Source organism: Methylobacterium cerastii (assembly GCF_022179125.1).
In the GTDB taxonomy this organism is placed as follows: Bacteria; Pseudomonadota; Alphaproteobacteria; order Rhizobiales; family Beijerinckiaceae; genus Methylobacterium; species Methylobacterium cerastii.
Genome location: NZ_BPQG01000069.1, coordinates 17,573 through 37,091, shown reverse-complemented (window position 1 = coordinate 37,091; position 19,519 = coordinate 17,573). Strand labels below are relative to the sequence as shown.

Here is a 19,519-nt window from a genome sequence, read left to right as displayed (position 1 = left end):
CGCTCGCGACACCTGCTGATCCGCAAGAGGAGACCGTCCTGACTCCAGCCGCCCGCTGCGCCGCCGCCATCGAGGTGCTCGCCGACATCGCCGGCCGCCGACGGCCGGCCGCCGACGCCCTTAAGGATTGGGGCCTCAACCACCGCTTCGCCGGATCGGGCGACCGCGGCGGCATCGCCAGCCTCGTCTACGACGCCCTGCGGCGGCGGTCCTCGGCCGCCTGGATCATGGGCGACGACAGCCCGCGCGCGGTGCTGCTCGGATCGCTCCGCCTGCAGCAGGGCCTCGCCGCACCCTCGATCGCGGCGCTGTTCAACGGCGAGGGCTTCGCGCCGGAAAAACTCGCCGAGAACGAGGGCCGGCGCCTGTCGGAGGGCAACCTCGCCGACGCGCCGCCGCACGTCGCGGGCGACGTGCCGGAATGGGTGCTGCCGCAGCTCGAGGCGATCCTCGGCGACGAACTCCTGCCCGAGCTGAAGGCGCTCGCCCGGCGCGCGCCCCTCGACATCCGCGTCAACGCCCTGAAGGGCGACCGCGAGGCGGCGATGCCGGGCCTCGCCCACCACGGCGCCGCGCCGACGCCGCATGCGCCCATGGGCCTGCGCGTGCCGATCGGCGCAGACGGGCGCGGGCCGGCCCTGCATGTCGAGCCGGAGTTCTTGGACGGCTGGTACGAGATCCAGGACGAGGGCTCGCAGCTCGCCGCGATGATGTCCGGCGCCCGCAAGGGCGAGACGGTGGTGGACCTCTGCGCAGGCGGCGGCGGCAAGACCCTGGCGCTGGCCGCGCTCACCGGCAACGGCGGCCGCCTCGTCGCCACCGACGACGACCCGCGCCGCCTCGCGCCGATCCACGAGCGCCTGCGCCGGTCCGGCGCGAACGCCGAAGTGCGCACGCCCCGCGGCGGCCGGATGCGCACGGACGTGCTCGGCGACCTCGACGGGCACGTCGACCGCGTGCTGGTGGACGCCCCCTGCACCGGCACCGGCACGTGGCGCCGAAACCCCGACGCGAAGTGGCGCCTGCGGCCCGGCAGCCTCGCCGCCCGGGTCGCCGAGCAGGCGACGGTGCTCGACCGCGCCGGGAGCCTCGTGCGCCCCGGCGGCCGCATCACCTACGTCACCTGCTCGCTGCTGCCGGCGGAGAACGACGACGCCGTGGCGGGCTTCCTCGCACGCGGCGGCGGCGCGTTCGCGGTGGTGCCTGCGCGCGAGGTGGCGGACGCGCACGCTCCCGGCCTCGCCGAGGCGCTTCGCTTCACTGCGCACGGGCTGCAGATGAGCCCGGCGCGCACCGGCACGGACGGGTTCTACGTCGCCACCCTGACCCGGGCCGGCTGAGGGCCGCAACCGCTCCGTCCAGCCGGCGTTGTCCGAGCGATCCCGAAGACGCTGCCTCTCAAGACGCCGCCTCGAAGACACCGCAGGAGACCGATGGGCCTGGATCGGAGAACGCTCCTGGCGGCGACCGCGGCCGCGATGGCCGGGCAGGGCGCGGCGCGGGCACAGGGGGCGGTCAAACCGCCGGGCGAGCTGGTCCCCGCCCTGCCGCGGACGGCGCCGGGCGCGCAGCTTCAGGTCATCGACCTCTGGCCGGGCGACCCGCCGGGCGGCGGCGAGGGTCCCGATCCGAACGGCTACCGCTTCGACGAGACGGCGCGCGGCGTCATCACCAAGGTCGAGCGCCCGTGCCTTCTGGTGATCCGCCCCGACAAGCCGAACGGGTCGGCGATGATCGTGGCGGCCGGCGGCGGCTACCGGTTCATCGACATCGGCAACGAAGGCGTGCCGGTGGGCCAGATGCTGACGGCCGTCGGCGTGACGGTCTTCCTGCTGATCTACCGGCTGCCCGGCGAGGGCTGGGACAACGGCCCCGACGCCCCGCGGCAGGACGCGCAGCGCGCCGTGCGCCTGGTCCGCGCGCAATCGACGGAGCTCGGCATCGATCCGGCCCGCGTCGGCGTGCTGGGCTTCTCGGCCGGCGGCCACCTGATGGGCGAGACCGCGGTCGGCAACCAGAACCTCTATCCGCCGGTGGATGCGCACGACGCCCTGCCGTACCGGCCGGCGCTCGCCGGGTTGCTCTATCCCGTCATCACGATGAAGGCGCCTTTCGACGGCACCTCGACCCGGCGCGTGCTCGTCGGCGACGAGGTCACCGAGGTCGAGATGCGGACCTACTCGGTCGATGTGCAGGTCCGCGCCGACACGCCGCCGATGTTCATGGCGCAAGCGATGGACGACCCGATCGCGGTCTGCGACCACGTGCTCCTGATGTTCGCCGCGCTGCGCAAGGCGAAGATCCCGGCCGAGATGCACCTGTTCGAGCGCGGCGGCCACGGTTTCGGCCTCGGGCCGCCCGGAACGCCGGTGGCGGCGTGGCCCGGCCTGTTCCTCGCCTGGCTCCACGTCCGCGGGTTCCTCGCCGCCTGATACGATTTCGGGTCGATTGGCTCGGTGAGCACCGTGCCCGTTTTCCCGGACGGGTGAAGCGTCAGTGGAACCCGATCCGGAACTCAGCAGAAGACGTCGCGAAGCATCGAAACCTTGCGCCGTTCGGATCGAGCCGCTGACGCGGCCCTTGATGATGCTGGATCCCGGATCACCGTCCGCTGGCGCTCCAGGCGTCCGGAAAACGTCGCGCAGGCGAAGTCGTCGGTCGGAAACCGGATGTGGGCGCGCCGCCATGGTTCGGGATACGCCGTGCCGCATCGGGTCCGGCGCCCATGCGCGCCGTGAACAGGCTGGCGCGGCCCGCATGCGGCGCCCGCGTTGCACGGCGCAATCGCCTCGTCTAACGCGAGGGGCATGAACACCGACCACGATAAGATCCTGATCGTCGACTTCGGCTCGCAGGTGACCCAGCTCATCGCCCGGCGCGTCCGGGAGGAGGGGGTCTATTGCGAGATCGTGCCATTCACGAAGGCGGCCGAGGCCTTCGCCGAGACGCGGCCGAAGGGCGTGATCCTCTCGGGCGGCCCCGAATCGGTGACGAGCGACGCCTCGCCGCGCACGCCCCAGGTGGTGTTCGATTCGGGCGTTCCGGTCTTCGGGATCTGCTACGGCCAGCAGACCATGGCGGCCCAGCTCGGCGGCGAGGTCGAGGGCGGCCACCACGCCGAGTTCGGCCGGGCCGAGATCGAGATCCTGTCCGATTGCCCGCTGTTCAAGGGCGTCTGGCACGTCGGCGAGCATTACCCGGTCTGGATGAGCCACGGCGACCGGGTCACCAAGTTGCCCGACGGCTTCACCACCGTGGCGATCTCGAAGAACGCGCCGTTCGCCGCGGTCGCCGACGAGGCGCGCAACTACTACGCGGTCCAGTTCCACCCCGAGGTGGCGCACACCCCGCACGGCGCCCTGCTGATCCGCAACTTCGTGCGCGACATCGCCGGCTGCTCGGGCGACTGGACCATGGGCGCCTACCGCGCCGAGGCGATCGCCAAGATCCGCGAGCAGGTGGGCTCCGAGAAGGTGATCTGCGGCCTCTCGGGCGGCGTCGATTCCTCGGTGGCGGCGGTACTGCTGCACGAGGCCATCGGCGACCAGCTCACCTGCGTCTTCGTCGATCACGGCCTGCTGCGCATGGGCGAGGCCGAAGAGGTCGTGCGGCTGTTCCGCGACCACTACAACATCCCCCTCGTCCACGTGGAGGCGCAGGACCTGTTCCTCGACGCGCTGACCGGCGTCAGCGACCCCGAGGAGAAGCGCAAGACCATCGGCCGGCTGTTCATCGACGTGTTCGACGCGGAATCGAAGAAGATCGGCGGCGCGGCGTTCCTGGCTCAGGGCACGCTCTATCCGGACGTGATCGAGAGCGTGTCGTTCTCGGGCGGTCCGTCCGTGACGATCAAGAGCCACCACAACGTCGGCGGCCTGCCCGCGCGCATGAACATGAAGCTCGTCGAGCCCCTGCGCGAGCTGTTCAAGGACGAGGTGCGGGTGCTCGGGCGCGAGCTCGGCCTGCCCGACGCCTTCGTCGGCCGCCACCCGTTCCCCGGACCGGGCCTCGCGATCCGCTGCCCCGGCACGATCACCCCGGAAAAGCTGGAGGCCCTGCGCAAGGCCGACGCGATCTACCTCGACGAGATCCGCAAGGCCGGCCTCTACGACACGATCTGGCAGGCCTTCGCGGTGATCCTGCCGGTGAAGACCGTCGGCGTGATGGGCGACGGGCGCACCTACGACCACGTCTGCGCGCTGCGCGCCGTCACCTCCGTCGACGGCATGACCGCCGACTTCTACCCGTTCGACATGGCCTTCCTCGGCCGGGTCGCGACCCGGATCATCAACGAGGTGAAGGGCATCAACCGCGTCACCTACGACATCACCTCGAAGCCCCCCGGCACGATCGAGTGGGAGTGATCCCGGCTGCGTTCGACCAGCCCGGATTTACTGCACACGCAGGCCCCTCAGGCGGTGCCGACGCCATGCCGACCGCCTGAAACATGTGGCTTGAGGGACGGTTAAGCACCTTTCGCTAAGCTCTGCGCCTTACCGAACTCGGGCCAGGGAACGCGAACGATGACAGCCGGCAGGGCCGATCCGATCGGCGTCGACGCGCCGCGGGCCGCCGCGCCGGTCGGCCGCGACCTCGCCCAGACGCTGGTCTTCGCCGGCACCCTGCTGCTCGCCGCCTTCCTGCTGTTCGCCCTGCAGCCGATCTTCACCAAGCGTGTCCTGCCGGTGCTCGGCGGCACGCCGGCGGTGTGGTCCGTGGCGACCGTGGTGTTCCAGGGTCTGCTGCTGGCCGGCTATGCCTACGCCCACGCGATGACGCGCTAGCTGTCCTTGCGCACCTCGGTCGTCGTGCACGGCGTCGTGCTGCTCGCCGGCTCGACGTTCCTGCCGATCGCGGTCGCGACCGAGGCCGGCGCGGCGCAGGGCGGCGACGAGGCGCTTTGGCTCGTCGGCCTGTTCCTCGCGTCGGTCGGCGCGCCGTTCTTCGCCCTGTCGGCGAGCGCGCCGTTGCTGCAGGCCTGGTACGCCCGCTCGGGCAACGCCCGGGCGCAGGACCCGTACTTCCTCTACCGCGCCTCCAACCTCGGCTCGTTCGCAGCGCTGATCGCCTACCCGCTGGCGATCGAGCCGGTCTTCGGGCTCGCCGAGCAGACCCGGCTGTGGTCGGCCGGCTACGCGCTAGCCGCCGGCGCGGTCGCGGCCTGCGCGCTCACCGTCCTCGGTGGCGCGCACAGTCGCGGCCCGGTCGCAGTGACGCCCGAGGTGGCTGGCACCGCCCCGAGCCTGGCGCGCCGCCTCGCCTGGGTCGGCCTTTCGGCCGTGCCGTCCGGCCTGCTCGTCGCCGTCACCGCCCACGTCACCACCGACGTCGCCGCGATCCCGCTGATGTGGGTGCTGCCGCTGGCGCTCTACCTCCTCACCTTCGTCATCACCTTCCGCCCGCTCGCGACCTGGCCCGAGCGTCCCCTCGCGGCGGTGCAGGTGGCGGGGACCGCCGTCGTCCTTGGCGCAGCCATGATCGGGCGTCTGCCCTTCGCCGCCGACCTGCCGCTCAGCCTCGGCCTCTGCTTCGTCGCGGGCCTCGTCGCCCACCGGGCGGTCTACCGCCTGCGGCCGGCCCCGAGCCGGCTGACCGAGTTCTATCTCTGCACCTCGCTCGGCGGCATGCTCGGAGGCCTGTTCGCCGCGCTGATCGCGCCGAGAGTGTTCTCGACGGTGGCCGAATATCCGATCCTGCTGGTGGCGGCGCTCGCCTGCCGGCCCGGCGCCCTGGTCGCCCCGCGGTTCGCCGCCGGGGCGGCCCTGCGGCGGCTTTCCGTGTCGCTGGCCGGCGCGGCCGGCCTCGCCCTCCTCGCGCGGTTCGCGCCCGAGGCGGCGCCTTCCGTGGCCGCCGCGATCATGATGACGATCCTGCTGCTGAGCTGGCGCGCGCCGCGGGCGGCGTTCGGCCGTGCCGCCCTGTTCTGTGCGCTGGTGCTGGCGATGCCGCTCCTGTCGGCACAGGACGTGGAGAACCGGCGGAGCTTCTTCGGCGTCCACCGCATCGAGACCGACCCGCAGGGGCGCTTCCGCCTCCTCGCGCACGGGACGACCCTGCACGGGGCAATGCGCATCCGCGAGGACGACGGGCGCCCGGCCCTCGGGCGCCCGGAGCCGACGACCTACTACGCTACCGGCCATGCGATCGCAGACGTGCTCGAAGTCGCCCGCAACGCCTACGGGCCGCTGCCGCGCGTGTCGGTGGTCGGGCTCGGCGCGGGCAGCCTCGCCTGCCAGGCACGCCCGGGCGAAGCCTGGACCTTCTACGAGATCGACCCGGAGGTCGTCCGGATCGCCAGTGACCCGACCCGGTTCCGCTTCCTCTCAGCCTGCGCGCCCACGGCCCGCATCGTTCAGGGCGACGCCCGCCTGACGCTCGCCCGCGCAACGGAGCCGACGCGCGTCCTCATCGTCGACGCGTTCTCCTCCGACGCGATCCCGATGCACCTGCTGACGGGCGAAGCGCTGGCCCTCTACCGCGACCGCCTCGACGCGCAGGGCGTGCTGGCGCTCCACGTCTCGAACCAGCATTTCGACCTGCGGCCGGCGCTGGCCCGAGCCGCGGCGGAGCAGGGCCTGACGCTGCTTCAGCGCATCGACGCGATCGACGAGCCGATCGAGCGCCGCTACCGCATGCGCGCGATGGTGGTGATCGCGACCCGCGATCCGGCGATCACGCGCGAGGCCGAGCGGCTCGGCTGGACGCGGGTCGCGCCCGACCTGACTCGCCGGCCGTGGACCGACGACTACGCCAACGTGCTGGAAGCCTTCCTCGACCTGATGCGCCTGCGCCTCGGGGGCGGTCTCGCTGCCGGACATTGAGCACGCCCCGCTCTCGGCCCACGCGCGAATTCGACCTCGCTGACAGCGCGGTCTTCGCCACCATGAAGCCGACCGCACTCACAGCGCGGTCTTGGGCATCAGCATGTGCACGCCCTTGTTGCCGTCGACCGTCTGCGTGATGCGCAGGTTTCCGGTGAGCGAGCACAGCATGTAGGCTTGGTTGCGGGTGAGCCCGGTGCGGGCGCAGACGTGGCGCACCATCTCGCGCACCGCCTGCCGCATCGCCTCGTCGAGGCTTTCGTGCAGGCCGATCGACATCAGGTCGGTGGGCGTCTCGGCGAACGGCCATTCGTAGCCGAGGTCCTTGCGCACGGTAAGGCGGAAGGTGCCGGTGAGCCCGGTCTCCAGCGCCGTGATGCAGACCTCGCCGTCGCCCTGCACGCCGTGGCCGTCCCCGGCGTAGAACCCGGCGCCGGCGTTGTAGACCGGCAGGTAGAGGGTCGCGCCGACCTTCAGCTCCTTGTTGTCCATGTTGCCGCCGAAGCCGCGCGGCACCGCCGTGCCGACGCGGCCCCAGGCGGCGGGCGGCGCCGTGCCGAGGATGCCGAAGAACGGATCGAGCGGCAGCTCGGTGCCCCACGGCAGCACGCAGACGCCGCGCGCCACGTCGATGTCCGGGTGGATGGTCTCGTACTCGGTGAACTCGTCGGGCAGCGTCCCCAGCAGCGGCAGGATCGAGACGGAGCCCCAATCCTGACGGAACGCCAGGTCAAGGATCTCCACCTGCAGCACGTCGCCGGGCTCGGCGCCGCGGACGTGGACCGGGCCGGTGACGAAGTGCGGGCCGGGGCCGGGGACGCATTGATCGAGCACCGCCAAGTGCTCGGCCGAGACCCGCGCGGGGTCGGGATGCAGCGTCGCCCGCGCACCTGCGGGAAAGGAATGCAGCGTGACCGTGTCGCCCGACTCGATCTCCAGCACCGGCGGCAGCGCGGCGTCGAAGTATCCGAGCACCATCGTGTCGGGGACGGCCGGAATCTCGTGATGCGTCGGCATGCGCGCTCCTGGGTTGGGTTCGCCGGGTCCGGCGGCGCATCCTGCGCTCCACCTGCCGACGCCGTGCGGGGCGATGCCAATGCAATCAACGAACCAGCGAGCGCCCTTGCCAAGCCTTGGCAAGCGGGAGGGCGGCGGGGCGAGCGGATCCGCCGCTGCCGCCCGCGGCGGCTCACTCTCGCGTCATCGCGCGGGTTGCGGGACCGGCAGCACCGCCATCAGGCCGCCCTCGTCGACGAGGGCGGCGACGATCGTCTCCGGGCCGCAGGCCTTGGCGGGAATGCGGGTGCGGAACCCGATGCGCCGCGTGCCCATCCCCTCGAAGCCCGGCTGCGCGGCAAGGTCCCGGCGGAGGCGCCGCGGCTTGTCCAGGGCGACGAGGCGTCCTCCGCAGAACAGGGCCAGTTGCAGGCCGCGGCTCGGGCGGCCCGGATCGAAGGCGTAAGCCGTGATCAGGAACTCCGTCTGCGACAGGCGCTCGACCGACTCGACGGCCCCGCGCAGGGCGGAGGGTAAGGCGAGACCGCGCTCGGTGATCGCCAGCTCGGCCTGCCTCGGCGCGGTCCAGGCGCCGGCGGGTAGAACGCCGATCGCGGTGCGCGCGCGGCTCTCGGCGAGGGCGTCGCGCGCCGTCTCCACGCTGCCCCAGAGGGCGCAGCCGAGGAAGACGACGAGGAAGGTGGCCACCGCCCGCTTCAGCGCGGCCGGCGTCAGGGCATCGATCCGCCGGCGGAGGCGCCGGTAGACCGCGACGTCGAGGGGGCCGAGTAGGGCGGCGACCAGCAGGGCGCCCGCGACGGCGATGCCGGCGTAAGCCGCGCCCGGCCAGTCCGTTGGGCAGGCCCAGCTCGCCAGCATCAGCACCGGCGGATGCGCGAGGTAAAGCACGTAGCTCCAATCCCCCAGCGCGATCACCGCCCGCGCCGCCGGGCGATCCCGGGGGAGGGCGGGCGCGGTGACGGCGGCGCCCACGATCAGGATTGCGGCGACGCCGCCGATCCAGCGCGCGGCGGCGGTGTCGACGAAGGCGCAAAGCACCACCAAGGGCAGGGCCAGCAGCGCGGTCGCCGGACGCACCCACCCCGCCGCGATCAGGCGCGGCAGCAGCAGGCCCCCCGCGAAGGGCGCGCAGGCCGCCGTGACCGGCACGAGGTAGAGCGGCGGCGGCATCAGGCTGCGGCTGTCGGGGGGCAGCAGCGGGAAGGCGACGGCCAGAAGGACCAGCCAGCAGGCGGCGACGGGAACGAGGCGGCGCGCCCACCCCGCCGCGGCGAGCAGGAACAATCCGACGTAGAAGGACAGTTCCAGGGCGAGCGTCCACTCCACGTTGAGCGGCGAGCCGCGCACGCCGCCCGGCGCAAGCGACAGGGCCAGCACCGACACGCCGCCGAAGGGTAGGCCAAAAGCCGCGAAGACGCCGGCGAACAGGGACACGACCGCGAGATAGGTCGGGAAGATGCGCCCGACCCGATGCGCCAGGAACACGAGCGGCGCGTCGCGGGTGACGAGCCGGGCCATCAGGAACCCGGACAGGGCGAAGAAGATCGCCACGCCCCAGACGCCCATCAGGTGGTCCAGGGCCGCGAACGGCCGCCCGGCCCCGCGCAGGGCCTGCCCGTACACCGCGACGTGGTGCACGAGGACGAGGCAAGCCGCGAACGCCCGCAAAATTTGCAGGTTCGCGATCTCCCCACCCGGACGCGCGATCCCGGTGACCGCGGGCCCCGCCTGCATCGGCACGGCGGGCGGTGCCGGCGCGATGGCGGCGGCAAAATCTCGGCGGGGGCGGTCAAGCATCGCTGCGGCTTCGAACGGTGTGCTGAGCCCAGCACATATCAACGCCGATCTCCTTGGAAACAACAAGAAACATGGCCGACCGGCCGGCGAGGTCCACGGTATCGGCCAGGCGTCGCTCGCCAAGTTCGAGCCATGGGTGTCGAAAGCATGGCAGGTTTCGCCGACCTCGACCCGCGTCCAGTGCGCGAGGCGCTGACGGTGGTGGGCGAGCCCAACATCCACGAGCTGCGTGGCCTGTCCTGCCTGCCGCTCGGCGCGCTCCCGGCCCAGCGTAAGGGCTGCGCGGTGACCCGCTCGTTCTCGATTCCGATCGAGGATCGCGCCAGGCGGGAGTCCGGCGCCCGACCGTGGCGGCTCGGCAAGCCCGGGATCGTCACCACCGACCTGATGCTGCTCGACGCCAGCCCGCGCGCTCTGATCGGCCAGCTCGACCGCGAGCGCTCCGGCCTGCTGATGGCAGCGGTCGACGCCTGCAACGCCCGCTTCGGCCGCTTCGGCCGCTTCGGCCGCGGCAGCGTCATTCCAGCCCGCGCCGGCCTCGTGGAGAAGCGGACGTGGAGCACGAAGTTCGAGATGCGGACGCCGCGCTGCACGACGCAGGTCAGCGAGCTGCCGATCGCGGTGGCGGTCTGATGGAGCGCCTGTGCGACTTGCGCGGGCGCCGCCTCGTCGTAGAGTGCCCGCCGTGCAAGCGGCGCGGAACCTACAACCTAGCGCGGTCCCGACAGCGGTTCGGCGATCATGCCGGCCTTTCCGACGTGTACCCGCGGCTGACGCAGGCGTACCGCTACCAGAAGCCAGTCGGATCGCGCGAGCCCAACCAGTTCGGTCAGACTTGCCGCGCCGCGATCGGCGTCGAGGGTGGCGACGGGCGCAGGAGCTTGCCCTCGCGGACCTAACCGGTACGCAAGGGCTGCTGCTGGATCAAAAACGACCTGCGCGATACGATCGAGGGAATCAGAAGTTCTTCTTCCACCCACGGGCGGAGGGATTGCCGCGGCGCATGTGCTTCATACGGTGCATACGGTGCATACGGTGATGCATGCGGACAGCTTCAACGTTTGAAGCGGCAGATCCTCCCACAGTAAGCGCTGACGTCAGACGCACGGCAGACGCGGTTCCGGCTAGACCGAGAGCTGACCCGACGACGAAGATCGAAGCAAGGCCGATGGTCTTGAGCATGGTGGTCTCTTGATCGTGCGGCACCGCATCATACCCGCGATCGTCAGACCTTTGATTGAGGTCTGCCGTTCCCCCCGGCTCAGTCGTGGACTAAGAGACTTGTCGGCAGTCATCTGATCAGGTCAACGTGCCACGATTTGCAATAACACCACCTGCATCGTTTGCAGTTCGGCGGTGATGTTGTCCAAGGTTGGCTACTGCGTGAGGGACTTGCCCCTCCCGTCGCGCCAGGCGCCGACTTCGGCGTGCCGCCTTCGCACGTCACCGATGTAGTGGCACCTGTCAATGCGCGCGGGCCGCGGGTCGAGGTCTTCGATCCTCGCGATGGTACTGTGATAATGCGGTTCCAGTAGGGACCGCGCCTTCAAGCTCCGTCCCGCTTCGCGCCTCGCGCAACGACCTTGAGAGCGCCGTCGCGCAAAGGCCGTTGCAGTTTGGCGGCTTCCGGCCATTCCGCCGACAACCACGTCTCGTGTTCGTCGGCAGTTGTGAGGATCGCCGGCATCGCCTTCGGATGGATCTCGCCGACCTCGGCGTTCGGCTCCGTCGTCAGGAAGGCATACAGGTCGTCCACGGTTTCGCCGTCCTTGACCTTGCGGACGGATTTCCACCCGTCGAGCAGGATGCCCGCGAAACACGCCAGCGGGCGGTCTTCCCCAAGCGCGAACCAGATGTCACCGCCGGCTTTCACGTTGAACTCGCTGAAGGAGGTCAGGGGCACGAGGCAGCGATGATGAGGTTTCAACCACCGCCGCCAGTGCGGCGACCGGGTGTTGCGGACATTGGTGACGCCTGCATCGACCTTCTTGCCCTTCAGTGCGAACTCCGGCGACGGCATGCCCCAGCGCATCATCGCCAGCGTGCGTTCTCCTTCCCGCATCCGCACGACCGGTGCCATCGTGTTCGGAAAGATGCCCGGCAGCGGCGGCAGGTTGCCGGCCTCGTCGCGCTGAACGCCGAAGGCTTTCCGGATCGCGTCCTGACCTTTGTTGAGGCTGTAGAGGTTGCACATGCCTGCACCGTGCGACGGTCAGGTCCGCGAGGGCAAGCCCCTCCGTCCGCCCCCGCTACTGACACAGCACACGGCACGGATGCCGCAGCTGAGAAGCGCGGTACGTCTCACCACGCGCGCATGTCTGTCAAAGAGTCCTATCCCGCGCTCGTGAAGCGGACACTCGCGCATCGCCGGTTCACGATGCATGCCCGCTGATCTCACTCTGAATTGCCCATGCCCAGGAGGGGGTGCGAAATCCGTTCCCCGGCATCAAGATGGCATGGTTGGTGCACTGCATTCAAAACACAAGTTGCCCCCGATCTCGCGGCGGCACATCATTCGCGCCCCGGCCCCGGGCCGCCCGTGACGGAAAGTCTCGATGTTGCGTCTGTCGGCTGCCTGCCTGATCGCGGGTGTTCTCCTGTCCACGCCGCTCTCCGCCCAGACCCTGCGTTATGGCATGATGGAGGACCCGGATGCGCTCGACCCGACGCTGGCCCGCACCTTCGCCAGCCGAATGGTCTTCACCGCGCTCTGCGACAAGCTCGTCGACATCGGCACGGACCTGAAGCCGGTGCCGCAGCTCGCGACCGCGTGGGAGCTTTCGTCCGACGAGAAGACGCTCACGATGCATCTGCGGCCGGGCGTGAAATTCCACGACGGCGAGCCTTTGAATGCGGCGGCCGCCAAGTTCTCGATCGAACGCCATCTCAAGATGCCGGGCTCGCAGCGCCGCAGCGAGATCGCGCCGATCGACGCTGTCGAGGTCGTCGACGACCTGACCTTCAAGATCGTCCTCAAGGCGCCGTTCGCCCCGCTCATGGCGCAGTTCACCGACCGCGCCGGAATGATGGTCTCGCCGAAGGCCGCCGAGCGGCTCGGCGACAAGTTCTCGACCGCCCCGGTCTGCGCCGGCCCCTTCAAGTTCGTCGAGCGGGTGCCGCAGGACCGGATCGTGGTCGAGCGTTTCCCGGATTACTGGAACAAGGACCAGATCCACATCCAACGGATCGAATTCCGCCCGATCCCCGATGCCACGGTACGCCTGACGAACCTGCGCGCCGGCCAGCTCGACCTGCTGGAGCGCCTGGCGCCGACCGACGTCCCTCAGGTGACCCGCGATGCCAAGCTGAAGCTCGGCTCGGTCTACGAGCTCGGCTTCCAATCGTTGCTGCTCAACCCCGCGAAGGCCGGCTCGCCGCTCGGCGACCCGCGCGTGCGGCAGGCGCTCGAGCTGTCGATCGACCGCAACGCGCTGAACCAGGTGGTGTTCAACGGCGAGTTCCTGGCCGGCAACCAGTGGGTCTCGCCCAAGCATCCGAACTACGTCAAGGAATACCCGGTGCCGAAGCGCGACGTCGCCAAGGCGAAGGCCCTGCTCGCCGAGGCCGGCCAGCCCAAGCCGCAGATCACGCTCTCGGTCTACGCCAATAGCGAGGCGCCGCAGGTCGGGCAGGTGATCCAGGCCATGGCCAAGGAGGCCGGCTTCGACATCAAGATCCAGGCGGCCGACTTCACCACGCTGCTCGATATGGCCGACAAGGGCAACTTCGAGGCCTACCTCTATTCCTGGAGCGGCCGACCGGACCCGGACGGCAACACCTTCAGCTTCCTCGGGTGCAAGACGCCGCTGAACTACACGCGCTATTGCAACGCCGACGCCGACGCGGCGCTCCAGGCCGAGCGCGGCACCGTCGACACGGCCAAGCGTCAGGCCGCCTGGAAGAGCCTGGCCGACCGGGTCCTGACCGATCGTCCGGTCGTCTACCTGCTGCACCGAAAGCTGCTCTGGGCCTACGCGAACAAGCTCACCGGGTTCGTCGCCTACCCGGACGGGCTCGCCCGGTTCACGGGGTTGAAGCTGAACTGATGCTGCAGTTCCTCGCAAGACGCTTGGCGCTCGCGGTCCCGACTCTGATCCTGGCCTCGATGATCATCTTCGCCCTGCAGCAATTGCTGCCGGGCGACACCGCGACCGCTTTGTCCGGCGAGGAGCGCGACCCGGAGGTGATCGCGTTCATCCGCGACAAGTACCACCTCGATCGGCCGCTCCCCGTTCGCTACGGCTACTGGGCGGCGGGCGTCCTCGGCGGCGATCTCGGCGAATCGATCCGCCTGCAGAAGTCGGTCTCGGAACTCGTCGCCGAGAAGCTGCCGGTGACGCTGGAGCTCGCCTGCCTCGCCATGCTGGTGGCGCTCGCCATCGGCGTGCCGATGGGCATCCTCTCGGCGGTCCGGCGCGGCACCTGGGCCGACACGCTGGCCAACGGCGTCGCGCTCTGGGGTCTGTCGATCCCGAACTTCTGGCTCGGCATCCTGATGATCCTGCTGTTCTCGGTGCAGCTCGGCTGGCTGCCGGCCTCCGGCTACGTGCCGCCCTCCGAGAGCTTGTGGGAGAACCTCAAGGCGATGGCGATGCCGGCCTTCGTGCTCGGCAACGCGATCAGCGCGGTGATGATGCGCCACACCCGGGCGGCGATGCTCGGCGTGCTCGGCTCCGACTACGTCCGCACGGCGCGCGCCAAAGGCGTCTCGCCCCTGCGGCTCGTGCTGCGGCATGCGCTCCCCAACGCCGCGATCCCGATTATCACGCTCGGCGCCCTCGAGTTCGGGCAGCTGCTGTCCGGCGCGGTTCTGACCGAGCAGATCTTCTCGGTGCCGGGCTTCGGGAAGCTGATGGTCGACGCCGTGTTCAATCGCGACTTCGCCACCGTGCAGGGCGTCGTGATCTGCACCGCCGCCACCTATGTCGGCCTCAACCTCGCCGCGGACGTGCTGGCGGCGGCCGTCAACCCGAAGCTGAGGCGGGCATGAGCGGGATCGATCGCGACGGCGCCGCGCTCCTGCCGTCCCCCACGGTGGTGGAGGGACGACGGGTGCCTCTGCCCCGCGAGCCCGGTACGCTCCGCGCTTTCTGGCGTCGGCTGCGGGCGCGGCGGAGTGCCGTCGTCGGGTTGGTCATCGTCGTCGGGCTCGTCCTGATGGCGGTGTTCGCTGCATGGATCGCGCCCTACGACCCGACGGAGACCGATTGGGGCGCGGTGCGAGCCGCCCCGTCGCTCGCCCACCCGTTCGGCGGCGACGAGGTCGGGCGCGACGTGCTCGCGCGCATCGTCTACGGGGCGCGGGCCTCGCTCGGTGCCGGCCTCGTCTCGGTGGCGCTCGCCGTCTCGCTCGGCCTGCCGCTAGGGCTCGTCGCCGGCTATGCCGGCGGCTGGGTCGACGGGGCGATCATGCGGCTCACCGATGCGTTGCTGGCGATCCCGTTCCTGATCCTGGCGATCGCGCTCGCAGCCTTCCTCGGTCCGAGCCTGACCAACGCCATGGTGGCGATCGGCCTGTCGGCGACCTCCACCTTCGTCCGGCTCACCCGCGCGCAGGTCCAGGCGTTGGCGGCGGAGGAGTTCGTGGAGGCGGCGCGCTCGGTCGGCAACCCGCCCTGGCGGATCGCGCTGGTGCACATCCTGCCCAATATCGTGCCGGCGATCCTGGTCCAGGCGACGCTCACCATCGCGGCGGCGATCATCGCCGAGGCGAGCCTGTCGTTCCTGGGGCTCGGCCAGCAGCCGCCCGAGCCGAGCTGGGGCGCGATGCTCAACGTCGCCAAGAACTTCCTCGACCAGGCGCCGTGGATGGCGATCTGGCCCGGGCTGTCGATCTTCCTCGCCGTGCTCGGCTTCAACCTGTTCGGCGACGGGCTCCGCGACGCCCTCGATCCGAGAGGCAGGACCTGATGGCGGCGGAGATGGGCGGCGCCCCCCTCCTCGAGGTCCGCGACCTCGCGGTCGCCTTCGACACCGACGGCGGTGCCGTCCACGCCGTCAACGGCGTGTCCTACGCGCTTCGCGAGGGCGAGACGCTGGGAATCGTCGGCGAATCCGGCTCGGGCAAGAGCGTGCACGTGCTGGCGATGCTCGGGCTGATCCCGCGCCCGCCCGGCCGGATCACCGGCGGGCAGGTGCTGTTCCAGGGGCGCGACCTCCTGAGCCTTCCCGAGAAGGCCCTGCGCCGGGTGCGCGGCGGCGAGATCGGGTTCGTGTTCCAGGACCCGATGAGCTCGCTCAACCCCGGCATGACCGTGGCGGCGCAGATCATCGAGCCGCTGCGCATCCATCTCGGCCTCGACCGCCGCGCCGCCCGCGCGCGGGCACGGGAGCTCCTCGACCTCGTCCGCATCCCGAATGCGGCCGGCCGCCTCGACCAGTACCCGCACGAGTTCTCCGGCGGCCAGCGCCAGCGCGTGATGATCGCCGTCGGCATCGCATGCCGGCCGAAGATCCTCATCGCCGACGAGGCGACGACGGCCCTCGACGTGACGGTGCAGGCCGAGATCGTCGCGCTGGTCCAGGACCTGAAGCGCGAGATCGGCATGGCGATCATCTGGATCACCCACGATCTGGGCGTCGTCGCCGGCATCAGCGACACGGTGCAGGTGATGTATGCCGGGCGCATCCTCGAGCGCGGCCCGGTGGACGACATCTTCGCCGACCCGCGCAGCGCCTACACCCTCGGTCTGCTGCGCTCGCTGCCCGACCTCACACGGGGGCGGGCCGGGCGCGGGCGCCTTCGCCAGATCGAGGGCGCTCCGCCGGACATGCGCGTCCCGCCGCCCGGCGACCCGTTCGCGCCGCGCAACGCCTACGCGACCGCCCGCTGCCGCTCCGAGATGCCTCCGCTGGTCCAGGCGAAGGGCGCCGCGCCGGGTCATCTCGTGGCCGCCTGGTACGACCTTCCCGAAATCCTCTCCGACGAAGCGGAGCGTGCGCGGTGATGCGGGCTTCGGACGAACCGATCATCTCGGTGCGCAACCTGTCGAAGCACTATCCGCTGCGGTCGTGGTGGGGCGGCAAGGGGTCCGTGTTCCGGGCGGTGGAGAATGTCAGCTTCGACATCCGCCCCGGCGAGACCCTTGGGCTCGTCGGCGAATCCGGCTCGGGGAAGTCCACGATCGGTCGCGCCGTGACCATGCTGAACCCGCCGACCGAAGGCAGCGTCGCCTTCGAAGGCACGAACCTGTCCATGCTTTCGGCCAAGGCGATGCGCGCGAAACGCGCCCGGATCCAGACCGTGTTCCAGGATCCCTACGCGGCTCTGAACCCGCGGATGAGCGTCGGCGACTACGTCTCCGAGGCGTTCAAGCTGCACCGGCCCGACATGAGCCGTGCCGAGCGCCGCGAGGCGGTCGCCGGACTGTTCGAGCGGGTGGGGCTGGAACCGCGTTTCGCCGGGCGGTTCCCGCACCAGTTCTCCGGCGGCCAGCGCCAGCGCGTCTGCATCGCCCGAGCCATCGCGCTCAAACCGAGCTTCATCGTCGCCGACGAGCCGATCGCGGCGCTCGACGTCTCGATCCAGGCCCAGGTGGTCAACCTGTTGCAGGACCTGCAGGCCGAGCTCGGCCTGTCCTACCTGTTCATCTCCCACGACCTGCGCATGGTGCGCTACCTGTGCCACCGGGTCGCCGTGCTCTGGCGCGGCCGCATCGTCGAGCTGGCCGAGAGCGACGCGCTCTACGACGACCCGCGCCATCCCTACACTCGCCGCCTGCTCGGCGCCGTACCGGTGCCTGTGCCGGCGGTCGAGCGGGCGCGCCTGGCCGCCGAGAGCGCCGCACCGGCTTCCGCCATCGCCGAAGGCGGCGACCTCGTCGAGGTCGCGCCCGGCCATTGGGTCGCCACCCCACCTGAGGATCGCCCATGAGGAATTTCGAGGGACCGGGCCGCTCGCCCGTCTACGCGGCGCAGGCCGCGGTCGCGACCTCGCATCCGGCTTCGACGTTGGTGGCGATCGAGACCCTGCGCGCGGGCGGCAACGCCGTCGACGCGGCGATCGCGGCGGTGGCGGTGCAATGCGTCGTCGACCCGCTGATGACCGGCATCGGCGGCGACTGCTTCGCGCTGTATGCGCCCAAGGGCGCCTCGGTGCCGGTGGCGATCGACGGCTCCGGCCGCAGCCCGGCGGCGGCCGACGCCGCGTGGTACCGCGAACACGGCGTCGCGATCGAGCCGGATTCCCCGCACGCGGTGACCGTGCCCGGCGCGGTGGCGGCGTGGCAGAAGCTCGTCGCAGACCACGGCACCCGTTCGCTCGGCGAGCTGCTGCAGCCGGCAATCCGGCTGGCCGAGGAGGGCTTTCCCGTCCAGCCGCGGGTCGGCTGGGACTGGGCGCGCAACGTCGCCCGCGTCGCAGGCGATCCCCACGCCGCCGCCACCTACCTCGTCGACGGCCGCGCGCCCGCGATCGGCACGGTGGTGCGATTGGAAGAACTCGCCGCGACGCTCCGGCGGATCGCCCGCGAGGGCGCGCGCGGTTTCTACGAGGGGCCGGTGGCCGACGACCTCGTCGGCCGCCTGCGGCAACTCGGCGGCCTCCACACCCTGGAGGATTTCGCGCGCGCCGCACCGGACGTGGTCACCCCGATCAGCACGCGCTACCGCGGCTACGACGTCTACGAGTGCCCGCCCGCCGGCCAGGGGCTCGCGGCGCTGATGATGCTCAACGTGCTGAAGCCCTTCGACGTGGCGGGGCTCTCGGACCTCGACCGGGTCCACCTCTTCGCCGAAGCCTGCAAGCAGGGCTACCACCACCGCGACGCGCTATTCGGCGACCCGGCCCTCCAGGCGATCCCGGTGGAGCACCTGCTATCCGACGCTTGGCAGGCCGCCGCCCACGGGGCGATCGACATGGGCCGGGCGCAGGCGCCCACGCTTTATCCCGAGATCCGCGCCGAGGTCGCGGCCCGCGCGCACAAGGACACGGTCTACCTCTGCGTGGTCGACCGGGACGGCAACGCGATCTCGCTGATCAACTCGATCTTCCAGGGCTTCGGCTCCGGCATCCTCGGGCCGTCGAGCGGCGTGCTGCTGCACAACCGCGGCCTTTCGTTCCGCACGGAAGCCGGCCACCCCAACACGATCGGCCCGTCCAAGCGCCCGATGCACACCATCATCCCCGGCATGCTGATGCGGAACGGTCGCGCGGTCGCGCCCTTCGGCGTGATGGGCGGGCACTACCAGGCGATGGGCCACGTCGAGCTGCTGACCGGGCTGATCGACCGCGGCCTGGACCCGCAAGAGGCGCTCGATGCACCACGCAGCTTCGCCTACGGCGGTACCCTGGAACTCGAAGGCGGCCTCTCCGGCCTCTCCGCCGAGCTGAAGGGCCGCGGCCACGACGCACTCCCCGCGCCCCTGCCGCTCGGCGGCGGTCAGGTGATCTGGATCGACCATGAAGCCGGCATGCTCGCGGCCGGCTCGGACCCCCGCAAGGATGGCAGCGCGCTGGGTTACTGAGGCCGCTCGACGCTTGGTCTGCGCCGGGTCGGGACTCCGATGTCGGACCGTGAGACAGCAAGGGGGCTCCAGTCGCGACACCGTTGACCTGCCGGTGACAGATCAAGAGCACCGTGCTTTCGAACCGGGCTCGGGGCCGGTTCTCTGGAGAGATGAACGAAGCACCCGTCATCCCGCGATCAGATCGGGGGCGGGCCTGCTTTTTTGGTAGCGTTCCATTAAGTGCCTGCTAACTGCAAGCCGACACCCTTGGACGCATGTCGAAGCGTACCAAGCGAGCTACACGAGCCCTTCTCTGGATGGCGGCGTTGACCCTCTGCGGTTTCGCAGCGGTCATGCTGATGCAAGCCAATCGACCGCCGGATCAGGTAGCAAGGCGGACGACGGACGGAGATCCGATCACGACCGGCTCGATACAG

At 70.7% G+C, this 19,519-nt stretch carries 15 protein-coding genes and 1 pseudogene; 12 read left to right on the top strand and 4 right to left on the bottom strand.

Going from position 1 to position 19,519, the window contains the following annotated elements; translation table 11 throughout:
• Window positions 1-38: 38 nt before the first annotated feature.
• The 5 genes from MFF13_RS20495 to MFF13_RS20475 all read left to right on the top strand — a co-directional run bounded on the left by MFF13_RS20495 (window position 39) and on the right by MFF13_RS20475 (window position 6,821).
• Entirely contained in the window at window positions 39-1,340 is a 1,302-nt protein-coding gene (locus tag MFF13_RS20495; protein WP_147828794.1) for an RsmB/NOP family class I SAM-dependent RNA methyltransferase, read from the top strand.
• Between the two features lie 93 nt (window positions 1,341-1,433).
• Window positions 1,434-2,432, top strand: a complete 999-nt coding sequence (locus tag MFF13_RS20490) for an alpha/beta hydrolase (protein ID WP_147752286.1) — start codon at window positions 1,434-1,436, stop codon at window positions 2,430-2,432.
• Window positions 2,433-2,807: 375 nt separating this feature from the next.
• A complete protein-coding gene (gene guaA / locus MFF13_RS20485; RefSeq protein ID WP_147764316.1) occupies window positions 2,808-4,364 on the top strand; it encodes a glutamine-hydrolyzing GMP synthase in 1,557 nt (518 codons plus the stop codon).
• Between the two features lie 159 nt (window positions 4,365-4,523).
• On the top strand, window positions 4,524-4,784 hold the full coding sequence (locus MFF13_RS20480) for a hypothetical protein (RefSeq protein ID WP_238272842.1): 261 nt from the start codon (window positions 4,524-4,526) through the stop codon (window positions 4,782-4,784).
• A gap of 6 nt (window positions 4,785-4,790) precedes the next feature.
• Window positions 4,791-6,821, top strand: a complete 2,031-nt coding sequence (locus MFF13_RS20475; protein ID WP_238272841.1) for a fused MFS/spermidine synthase — start codon at window positions 4,791-4,793, stop codon at window positions 6,819-6,821.
• 78 nt (window positions 6,822-6,899) lie between these two features.
• Here MFF13_RS20475 and MFF13_RS20470 read toward each other — a convergent pair whose 3' ends face one another.
• Window positions 6,900-7,838: an acetamidase/formamidase family protein gene (locus MFF13_RS20470; protein ID WP_147828770.1), complete on the bottom strand. Its 939-nt coding sequence runs from the start codon at window positions 7,836-7,838 to the stop codon at window positions 6,900-6,902.
• Between the two features lie 183 nt (window positions 7,839-8,021).
• The gene (locus tag MFF13_RS20465; protein WP_238272840.1) at window positions 8,022-9,635 is read right to left on the bottom strand and encodes an acyltransferase family protein; all 1,614 of its coding nucleotides are present in this window, start codon (window positions 9,633-9,635) and stop codon (window positions 8,022-8,024) included.
• 85 nt (window positions 9,636-9,720) lie between these two features.
• Between MFF13_RS20465 and MFF13_RS20460 the strand changes: the two are divergent.
• Window positions 9,721-10,268: pseudogene (locus MFF13_RS20460) on the top strand (DUF4113 domain-containing protein); the annotation flags it as partial.
• Between the two features lie 324 nt (window positions 10,269-10,592).
• On the opposite strand, the gene MFF13_RS20455 reads toward MFF13_RS20460, so the two are convergent.
• On the bottom strand, window positions 10,593-10,817 hold the full coding sequence (locus tag MFF13_RS20455; protein ID WP_238272839.1) for a hypothetical protein: 225 nt from the start codon (window positions 10,815-10,817) through the stop codon (window positions 10,593-10,595).
• A gap of 364 nt (window positions 10,818-11,181) precedes the next feature.
• Window positions 11,182-11,829 (bottom strand): SOS response-associated peptidase, encoded by a 648-nt coding sequence (locus MFF13_RS20450; protein WP_147828765.1) that lies wholly within the window; start codon window positions 11,827-11,829, stop codon window positions 11,182-11,184.
• A 361-nt stretch (window positions 11,830-12,190) separates the two neighbouring features.
• On the opposite strand from MFF13_RS20450, the gene MFF13_RS20445 reads away from it, so the two are divergent.
• Genes MFF13_RS20445 through MFF13_RS20420 form a run of 6 tightly spaced genes read left to right on the top strand, consistent with a single transcriptional unit; the run spans window position 12,191 to window position 19,100 of the window.
• Window positions 12,191-13,681: an ABC transporter substrate-binding protein gene (locus MFF13_RS20445; RefSeq protein WP_147828764.1), complete on the top strand. Its 1,491-nt coding sequence runs from the start codon at window positions 12,191-12,193 to the stop codon at window positions 13,679-13,681.
• The gene (locus MFF13_RS20440) at window positions 13,681-14,625 is read left to right on the top strand and encodes an ABC transporter permease (RefSeq protein WP_147828763.1); all 945 of its coding nucleotides are present in this window, start codon (window positions 13,681-13,683) and stop codon (window positions 14,623-14,625) included. The genes MFF13_RS20445 and MFF13_RS20440 overlap by 1 nt, the downstream gene beginning before the upstream one ends.
• Window positions 14,622-15,545: an ABC transporter permease gene (locus MFF13_RS20435; RefSeq protein WP_238272838.1), complete on the top strand. Its 924-nt coding sequence runs from the start codon at window positions 14,622-14,624 to the stop codon at window positions 15,543-15,545. Before MFF13_RS20440 ends, MFF13_RS20435 begins: the two co-directional genes overlap by 4 nt.
• Window positions 15,545-16,582: an ABC transporter ATP-binding protein gene (locus tag MFF13_RS20430; protein WP_238272837.1), complete on the top strand. Its 1,038-nt coding sequence runs from the start codon at window positions 15,545-15,547 to the stop codon at window positions 16,580-16,582. The genes MFF13_RS20435 and MFF13_RS20430 overlap by 1 nt, the downstream gene beginning before the upstream one ends.
• Complete coding sequence (locus MFF13_RS20425) at window positions 16,582-17,508, top strand: ABC transporter ATP-binding protein (RefSeq protein WP_238272836.1); 927 nt, start codon at window positions 16,582-16,584, stop codon at window positions 17,506-17,508. Before MFF13_RS20430 ends, MFF13_RS20425 begins: the two co-directional genes overlap by 1 nt.
• A complete protein-coding gene (locus MFF13_RS20420) occupies window positions 17,505-19,100 on the top strand; it encodes a gamma-glutamyltransferase family protein (RefSeq protein ID WP_238272835.1) in 1,596 nt (531 codons plus the stop codon). Before MFF13_RS20425 ends, MFF13_RS20420 begins: the two co-directional genes overlap by 4 nt.
• Window positions 19,101-19,519 lie beyond the last annotated feature (419 nt).